This window comes from Candidatus Parakkermansia intestinigallinarum, from assembly GCF_944389695.1.
GTDB lineage: Bacteria > Verrucomicrobiota > Verrucomicrobiia > Verrucomicrobiales > Akkermansiaceae > Akkermansia > Akkermansia intestinigallinarum.
In genome coordinates this window covers 20,192-28,021 of sequence record NZ_CALXNG010000027.1, presented here as the reverse complement: position 1 = coordinate 28,021, position 7,830 = coordinate 20,192, and the positions used below count along the sequence as shown (strand labels likewise).

The following is a 7,830-nucleotide window of genomic DNA, read 5'->3' as shown; positions in this document are numbered from 1 at the left end:
TGCCCCCTGCGTTGTTTTTCTCTTCTTCTCTCTGCTCTGTTGCGGCGTCATTCCACACAATTAGCAGAAGAGCCGGATTGTGCCCGACGACGGCATCGAAGCACGATACGGCAGGAGAAAAGGCAGCACCCGCTTCCTGATACAAGCCATTCATTGAGCGCATAGAGTTGTGTGCCGGCGACGGGATCCGCAATATCTCCTGCCACCTTCGCATCTTTCCGAGGCGGGAAGCCTTCGCCGCGGGAAAGGCTCCGAGAGTGCCGCCCCCACAGCAGCTGGACTCCTCCGCAAGGGCATGGCGCAGTCAGAGGTTCGCATCGAATTCAGGAAGGGGCGGTCGAAGTGCATCTCGGCGGGTGCTTTTTCCGTGCTGATGGCGTCATCAAACAGAGTAGTCATTACGGCGGCTCCTCCGTGCCCGTCTCACCGACCTTCACGCAGCACGTCTGAATCATGTCCCTCGGAGTGAAGCCGCCCTATCGCTAAAGCTCGACCCGACCGCAGGGTCCGAGAGCAGCCCCCTGAGACCGGCCTTCTCCTGAGCCGCACGGATGGACGCCCACTTCTGCAGTGTGAGACCCGCCGCGAAGTCGCGCGGGGCACCTTCTGCAGCAGAGCAATCAGGCAGCCGGGGGGCTTTCATTTTGCCGCGGTTCCGGCAAGTCCCCCGGCGACCAACTCCGGGCTTCCCGATCTGAGTCGGAACCCGCCGAAGCTCAATTGCGCCGAGATTCGGATTTTTTGAAGACGAGGGGGAGGCGAACACGGGATGTGTTTTGATTTGACGCAATACGTCTCTTTCAGATCATCTAAATCCCACCCAAAAAAAATATTGACATCTAACGTATTTCTATGTATAATAACCTTGTAGCTTGTTGTATGACGTTTATTTATGCTTCAACAACGGCAGAATAACACCAAAAACACTTATCATGAGACCATCAATTACAGCACTGACCATTCTCTCTTTGATCGCTTTCTCTCCGAGCGGATACGCTCAGCAAGCAGGCTCCAAAGAGAATCCTCTTTCCGGAACTCAAACGGATCGCATCGTCGCCCCCGACTCAACCGATATCTATGTGAGCGGCGACGTGATTTTCGCAAATATGACCAGCAGCGACTCCGTGGGCGGAGCCGCCATCGGCGTCGGAACAGCCAACAAAAACACCGACCCCATTGTCGTGCGCATCTTGGGTGCGACGGAGGGCAAGCAGGACAATCTGAGTTTCATCAACAACGCCATCGAAAACAAGTGGAATTTGGGCGGAGCCGTGGGTTCCAAGGAGATGACCTACCCTATCACCATTGCATTTGAAAATTTAAATCAGCTCATCTTTGATAACAACCGCATTGAGGGCGGTCTGTATAATCAACCCTGCGGCGGTGGCAGCGTCGGTGCTCAAACCATCGTTTTTAAGGATATTAATACCGTCTCCATATCCGGCATCTATGACGGCGAATCCAAAACCGGCACATCGTTCACAACGGAGGAAATTAACGCCACCTATGGCGGAGCTCTGCGCGGCTACACTCTCATCGTTGACAACGTCGATTCTTTCTCTGTGTGCAATACGCTTACATACGGGAATTCGTCGGGCAATGGTGCCATTTCCATCGGCAAGACATCTCAGGCGGAATCCGTCATTTCCAACTGCGGGCTGATTAATATTTCAAACAACGCCCTGATCTATGACGGAATATTCTCCGATTATACGAGAGGGAGCGCCATTGAAATCGGACGCAACAACCTGAGCATCTACGGAAATGATTTCATACGCATAAATGACAACTACGGAAGTATGCGAGCCACGGTTTTCGTCTATGAAGACAATGACGGATACAGAGGGAGGTTTGACTGTTACCTCAACAAGGGGTTTGAGTTCTCCGGCAATACGGCAGGGGAACATATGGCCGGGATAGAATTGTTTATGGTGGGGTATGAATTCCGCGATGATGCGGGAGCGATTGTACAAGACCGCAGCTCCAACGGTCGCATCATGCTGTCTGCGGACTACGGTGATATGGTATTTCGCAATAACATCGGATGTCTCGAGAATCTTTCGTTCAACTTTGCGACCAGTGTCATTTTTACGGGAAATCTCGGTACCGATCATACAACCGCAGGCGATTTTCGCGCGATGGAGGGTCAATATATTCATTTTTATGATCCCGTGCGGGTGTGGACGACACCGGCAAGTAACGGCCAAGTTGTGAGGATTGACCTAAACAAGGTCCCCGATGCCGCTGACCCCCGAAACACGGAAGTGATCGCCAACTACGAGAAATACATGGGCGAGGTTCCCGAGTTCAAGGGGACGATACGTTTCTCCGGAGAATACTACCGCGGCACAAATTCTCCCTATCTGACACAGGCTGACGGGGAGTCGTCAGACGATTTTGCTTTGCGTCTTCTTTACTCTCGTTGGTCCGATGTCGTAGCCGACACGTATCTCTGGGACGGTGAGTTACTGATTGAGAACGGTGCTGTATACGGGAATGGTGATGATACCATCGACTGCCAGTTTGTGTACAAGAATGGCGATCTGACGCTGAGTGAAGAGGCGCCGAATGCGACGTGGGAGTTTCATGAAGACACATCGCTCATGGTGCAGAAGGGTGCGCTGACTCTAAGGTCTGATGGCATGGCGATTGCCAAAAACATCGTTTTTTCGGGACACGATGCGGTTCTGCGATCGGATGATACGGGGCGCGTCATCGCTGATCGCGTGGATATGAGCAGAGGCCTGAGTGTCGACTTCAATCACGCTCTGCAATACGGTGTCCGCAGTGGGCAGACGGCAGCCGGACTGCCCTCTCAGCTGATCTCCGCACCGCTGACGATCACGGCCAACTTCGTCGACATGGGCTCCGGCTTCGTCCTCGGCGTGCCCGACCACATGACGGAGACGCCCGGTGCTTTTTACAGCGATGATGCTTGGAAATCGGATATGAGTTTTGCGGTCATGGATGTGAGCAAGGTCATCGACAAGACGGGCTTGACGACGGATATCTCCATCGTCTCCGTGGCATCGCTCACGACGCTTCCCGAGACGGGTGGGGTGAGCGCTTCCAACGTCGTTGAATATGAAGGCGGCTACAGCGGGGAGTGGAGTATTCGCTGGGGAGATTCCGATGATGAGGATGAGCGCTACGTTCTGTACGCAGACTGGAAGAGCACCGGTTCTGCAGACGATGGTCCGGCCGAGGTGGATCCGGCGCGAGTCGGCTTTATTACAGAGAACTCCCTTTGGAGCACCCATCGCAATACCCGGCTGCTTGCGGAGTCGGCGCTCTCACAAGTGACGGCTTTCCGCTTTGAGGATCACCGCGCCACGCGCTTCTGGGCCAGCGGTCTGGGCGAGTTTGAGAGTGTTCGGAGCAAGGGCGGCGTCGATGGCTATGATTACAGCGGTGCCGGCTACGCCTTGGGTGCGGATCGCGTGTGGGGAGGTCGCTACTTGGCCGGCATCGGTTTTGGGCAGATGTACGGCACCAACACCTCCCGGAGCTACCCCGACGAGGTGGAGCAGGTCTCCAATATGGTGACGCTTTATGCGGCGGCTACGCAGAAGTTGTCTGACCGGGTCGATGTGACCTACAGCGGCAGCGCGACGTACGGATGGACGGACAATGATTTGTCTTCTTGGCAACGGGCCGGGTACTGTGCGCACGGCCATTGGAATTCCGATGCTCTGCTGCTCAAAGTGAACGCTCAGTGGAATCGCCGGCTGAATGAGCGCGCGATGCTGGGCTTGGCTCTTGGATTGGAGTACGGGTATGCCGGTCGCGAGGCTTTTTCCGAGTCAGGGGCTGAGGGGCGTCATTTCGATGACAGTTCGCTGGCGATGCTCTCCATGCCCGTAAGAGCTTCGTGGTCGTACGAGGCTGATGGGGGGAACACTCCTTGGCTCCATGCGCTGAGCATCTCGTATATTCCGGATCTGTACCGCGAGGATCCGCGCTCCACGGCCCGCGACGCGACGGGATGGTGGGATGTCCGAGGGGCTTCTCCGGGGCGGCACGCTTTTAAGTTCTCCTATGACACGCAGTGGTTCGCGACGGATTCTTGCATGCTCTACGCCGGCTACAGCTTTGAGTTGCGGGACTCTGCCAACTACCACCACGTTCACGCAGGCGTAAGCTTGGCCTTCTGAGGACGATTCCGCCGTTGTCCATATCGGCAGGGCTCTTGCGGGAGCCCTGCCGTTTTGTTTGACATTGTCTTCGAAAAGGGGTGGCGCACAAGCGGATTCTTCTTGAAGATGGGTTTGTTTTTCAGGGCTTCCAAAGTCATCGAATCAGTCATGACTGGGGATATCGGAGGAACTCGCTCTCGGCGACGGCGTAGCCGTGCCTTGTCTCGGGATGATACGGCTCTTCTGATTTGTCGATGCAGGCTTTCCCCGCCTGCTGCGCGCCGAAGCGCAGCGGGTCTTCATGTCGGCGATGGAGATTTTTATTATTTTTACCCTTGACGAAAGCACCGAGCTTTGGTAGTTTGCTTGCAGCGCCCGTGGTTTGGATGGTTGCTAGAGGCAATTGGAGCCGATGGTTGTACAGACAAACACGGGCTTTGCTTTTGTTCACATAAAGGCGGGAGTGTGTCTCTCCTGCGCTGATGGGCGTTTTTCTTACCGCTGCGTGTATCTGTCGGAGGCGCGTACAGGAGGCTTTTTCCTCCTCGGCTCCCTGCACTCGCTGAGTTCTTGACAGCAGGAGAAGGCGACAGTAAAATAGCGCTATGAAAACCTGCCTCGGTATGCTGCTGATGCTGCCGGCTCTCATCGGGCTGGCCGTCACGGGCGTCTACCATGTGTCCGTCAACTCATCGCTGCACTTTGAGAAGCTGGACTCGCAGGAGGATTACGTCAACAAGCACCGCAGCTACGCTCCGGCCGATCCCACGCAGAAGCCCGCCGCCGCCCCGGCGACTTCGGCGCCGGCTGCCGATGGGGAGTCTTCTTCAACAAACGCTCCGCGATCATGAGTCTTTCTTCTCCCGTCATCGGTTATACACTCGGGGATCAAGCCGGTATCGGCCCCGAGATTATTCAGAAGGCTTTGCCGCTTCTGCCAGCAGGTGCAGAGTACCGCCTCATCGGGAAGCGCATCGCCTGCTCGCCGGGTGAGCCGACGCCGGCGACGGCTCGCGCGGCTTGGGATCATCTTGAGTTGGCGGCAGAGGCGCTGCGCGAGGGGCGTATTGATGCGGTGGTGACAGCACCCGTTTGCAAGGAGGGCTTGCACCGTCAGGGCTTTCCCTTCCCGGGGCAGACGGAGTTTTTCGCCGATCGCCTCGGGGTGACTGATTTTGCGATGTGCCTGACGGGGCAGCGCCTGACGGTGGTACCGGTGACGACGCATGTGGCTCTGGCGGATGTGCCGCGCTTGTTGCGCCGCGAGGAATTGGTGCGCATCGGGGCGCTAACGGCGCGTTTTCTGCGCCGCACGGGGCACGAGCTTCCGCGGATTGCTCTCGCCGGGTTCAATCCGCACAACGGCGAGGGCGGGGCCTTCGGCGATGAGGAGTCGCGCCTGATTGCTCCGGCGGCGGAGGAGCTGCGCCGCCTGCACCCCGAGGCTCAGTTCAGCGGGCCCTGCGTGCCGGACTGCGTGTATCGCGATGCGCTCAACGGGCTCTACGATGCCGTGCTGGCGCCTTACCACGATCAGGCGCTCATTGCACTCAAGCTGGTTGACTTCGAGACGGCCGTCAATGCGACGATCGGCCTGCCCCGCCTGCGCGTGAGCCCCGATCACGGGACGGCTTTCAACATCGCCGGCAAGGGGCTGGCCAATCCTTCCAGCACGGTACGAGCCTTTGAGTTGGCGCTGCGCAGTGTCGCGATTTGAGCGCTAAAATCCCGTGTCCGGTATGTCAAATACCGCTTTAGGGTTGACCTGATGTGACTTTCTGTGGTAAAGTCGGCTTCAGGTTGAAGCCGGGCAGGCTGCCTTTCCACGAGACTTTTGTGCTATGAGACCGAAAATGGTAGATCTGGGCGATTATATCCCGGGAGGAAAGTATGTTCCGTCATGGCTGCTCAACCTCGGCGAGCGCTATCTGGGCTTTCATGCGCTCAATAAGGCTCATGCGCGCATTGAGGAGGATATGGAGGCCGGGAGCGGGGAGAATTTCTTCCGCTTGGCCTGCCACTATCTTCCGCTGCACTATTCGTTGACCGGGCTGGAGAATGTTCCGAAGGTCGGGCCTTGCGTCATTGTGTCCAATCACCCGCACGGCATGTCCGATGGGCTGATGTTCGGCGATATTGCGATGATGGTGCGCGATGATATTCGCATTATTGTCAATGAGTTTCTGGACTGCGTGCGCGGGATGCGCCCCTACGAGATCAAGGTTGATGTCTACGGCGGCGAGGAGGCGACGCGGGCTAATCTGGCTTCGATGCGCGAGATTCTGCGCTGGCTGAAGGACGGGCACTGCATTCTGGTCTTTCCGAGCGGTTCGGCGGCGACTTATTCGCGCCGCGATCGCCGCGTGGTCGATGATCCTTGGCAGACGAATATTGCGTCGCTGATTCGCAAGACGAGCGCGACGGTGGTTCCGATGCATATCTCGGGCCACACGGGGCTTCTCTTCCAGCTGGTGAGCCTGATGGCCAAGGGCAAGCGCGCCGGGCTGCTGCCGCGCGAGATTAAGCGGGACTGCCGCATGCGCCACACGATTCACCTCGGCAAGCCGATTTCTCCGTCGGAGATGCGCCTGCTGGGCAGCGATGAGGCGCTGAGTGATTATCTGCGCCTGCGTACGATGCTGCTTCGCTACCCGGGTACGCCTCACGGCAGCGTGATGGAGATTCCCCCGCTCGAGCAACCCGGCGGACGTCGCGAGGCGCCGGCGGAGGAGGCCGCGGTGACGGCTCCGCCCAAGCACGCGCCGATTGATGAGGGAGCGCACGCCGAGGCGCTCGAGGCGGAGATCCGCGCGCTGCCGGAGGAGTGTCTGATTTATCGCTCAGAGGCCAATCCCCTCTGCATCTACGCGATCGAGGCTCACCACTCGCCTCTGCTGATGAAGGAGCTGGGTATTCAGCGCGAGCGCACGTTCCGCGCGGTCGGCGAGGGGACGGGAACGGGCTGCGACCTCGATCGCTTTGATGATACCTACACGCAGCTGATTATGTGGGATATGAAGAGCCGACGCCTCGCCGGGGCTTACCGCATCGGCCGGGTGGACAAGATTATCGAGAAGCACGGTATCGAGGGGCTCTACAACGCGGACTTTTTCCGCTTCGGTTCCCGCATGCGCAGCATTTTCCCCCAGAGTCTCGAGATGGGTCGCGCTTTTATCACGCCGGAGTATCAACGGCTCGCCGGCTCGCTCGATACGCTTTGGATGGGTATCGGCCATTTCATTAACCGTTACCCGAATTACCGCTATCTTTTCGGGACGGTGAGTATTTCCTGCGCCTACTGCGAGACCTCGCGCGCGCTGATGCTGGCCTGCCTGCAGCAGCACTACATGGACGAACAGCTGGCGGGTGATGCGGTGGCGCTGACGCCGCCGACGGATTTGACTCTCTACAGCGAGGATCGGCGCTTGATCGAGTCGGCCGTTCCCGATCTTCAGGTACTCAATACGGTGGTTGCCGGGCTTGAGCCCGACGGAAAGGGCATCCCGGTGTTGCTCCGCCAGTATATTCGACTCGGCGGCCGCATGGTGTCTTTCAACATCGACGCCGGGTTCGGCAATACGCTCGACTGCCTCGTGGTGACGGATCTTCAGAATACGCCCGAGCGGCTTTTCCGCCGTTATCGCGGGGTTCATGCCGCGCGTCCCGAAGAAGAGAAAGCTTGACAGCACCAATA

At 57.8% G+C, this 7,830-nt stretch carries 5 protein-coding genes; 4 read left to right on the top strand and 1 reads right to left on the bottom strand.

Going from position 1 to position 7,830, the window contains the following annotated elements:
- Positions 1-932 precede the first annotated feature (932 nt).
- A complete protein-coding gene (locus tag AC6UAL_RS07725; RefSeq protein ID WP_500682802.1) occupies positions 933-4,154 on the top strand; it encodes an autotransporter outer membrane beta-barrel domain-containing protein in 3,222 nt (1,073 codons plus the stop codon).
- 148 nt (positions 4,155-4,302) lie between these two features.
- On the opposite strand, the gene AC6UAL_RS07720 is transcribed toward AC6UAL_RS07725, so the two are convergent.
- Positions 4,303-4,587 (bottom strand): hypothetical protein, encoded by a 285-nt coding sequence (locus AC6UAL_RS07720; protein WP_500682801.1) that lies wholly within the window; start codon positions 4,585-4,587, stop codon positions 4,303-4,305.
- Between the two features lie 154 nt (positions 4,588-4,741).
- On the opposite strand from AC6UAL_RS07720, the gene AC6UAL_RS07715 reads away from it, so the two are divergent.
- From AC6UAL_RS07715 to AC6UAL_RS07705, 3 genes are all read left to right on the top strand, one after another.
- On the top strand, positions 4,742-4,987 hold the full coding sequence (locus AC6UAL_RS07715) for a hypothetical protein (RefSeq protein WP_500682800.1): 246 nt from the start codon (positions 4,742-4,744) through the stop codon (positions 4,985-4,987).
- Complete coding sequence (locus AC6UAL_RS07710; protein WP_500682799.1) at positions 4,984-5,853, top strand: PdxA family dehydrogenase; 870 nt, start codon at positions 4,984-4,986, stop codon at positions 5,851-5,853. The genes AC6UAL_RS07715 and AC6UAL_RS07710 overlap by 4 nt, the downstream gene beginning before the upstream one ends.
- 124 nt (positions 5,854-5,977) lie before the next feature.
- On the top strand, positions 5,978-7,819 hold the full coding sequence (locus AC6UAL_RS07705) for a bifunctional lysophospholipid acyltransferase family protein/GNAT family N-acetyltransferase (RefSeq protein WP_500682798.1): 1,842 nt from the start codon (positions 5,978-5,980) through the stop codon (positions 7,817-7,819).
- Positions 7,820-7,830 lie beyond the last annotated feature (11 nt).

Coding starts and splice junctions, on each gene's coding strand:
- AC6UAL_RS07725 (WP_500682802.1), top strand. CDS start 933: ATGAGACCATCAATTACAGCACTGACCATTCTCTCTTTGATCGCTTTC.
- AC6UAL_RS07715 (WP_500682800.1), top strand. CDS start 4,742: ATGAAAACCTGCCTCGGTATGCTGCTGATGCTGCCGGCTCTCATCGGG.
- AC6UAL_RS07710 (WP_500682799.1), top strand. CDS start 4,984: ATGAGTCTTTCTTCTCCCGTCATCGGTTATACACTCGGGGATCAAGCC.
- AC6UAL_RS07705 (WP_500682798.1), top strand. CDS start 5,978: ATGAGACCGAAAATGGTAGATCTGGGCGATTATATCCCGGGAGGAAAG.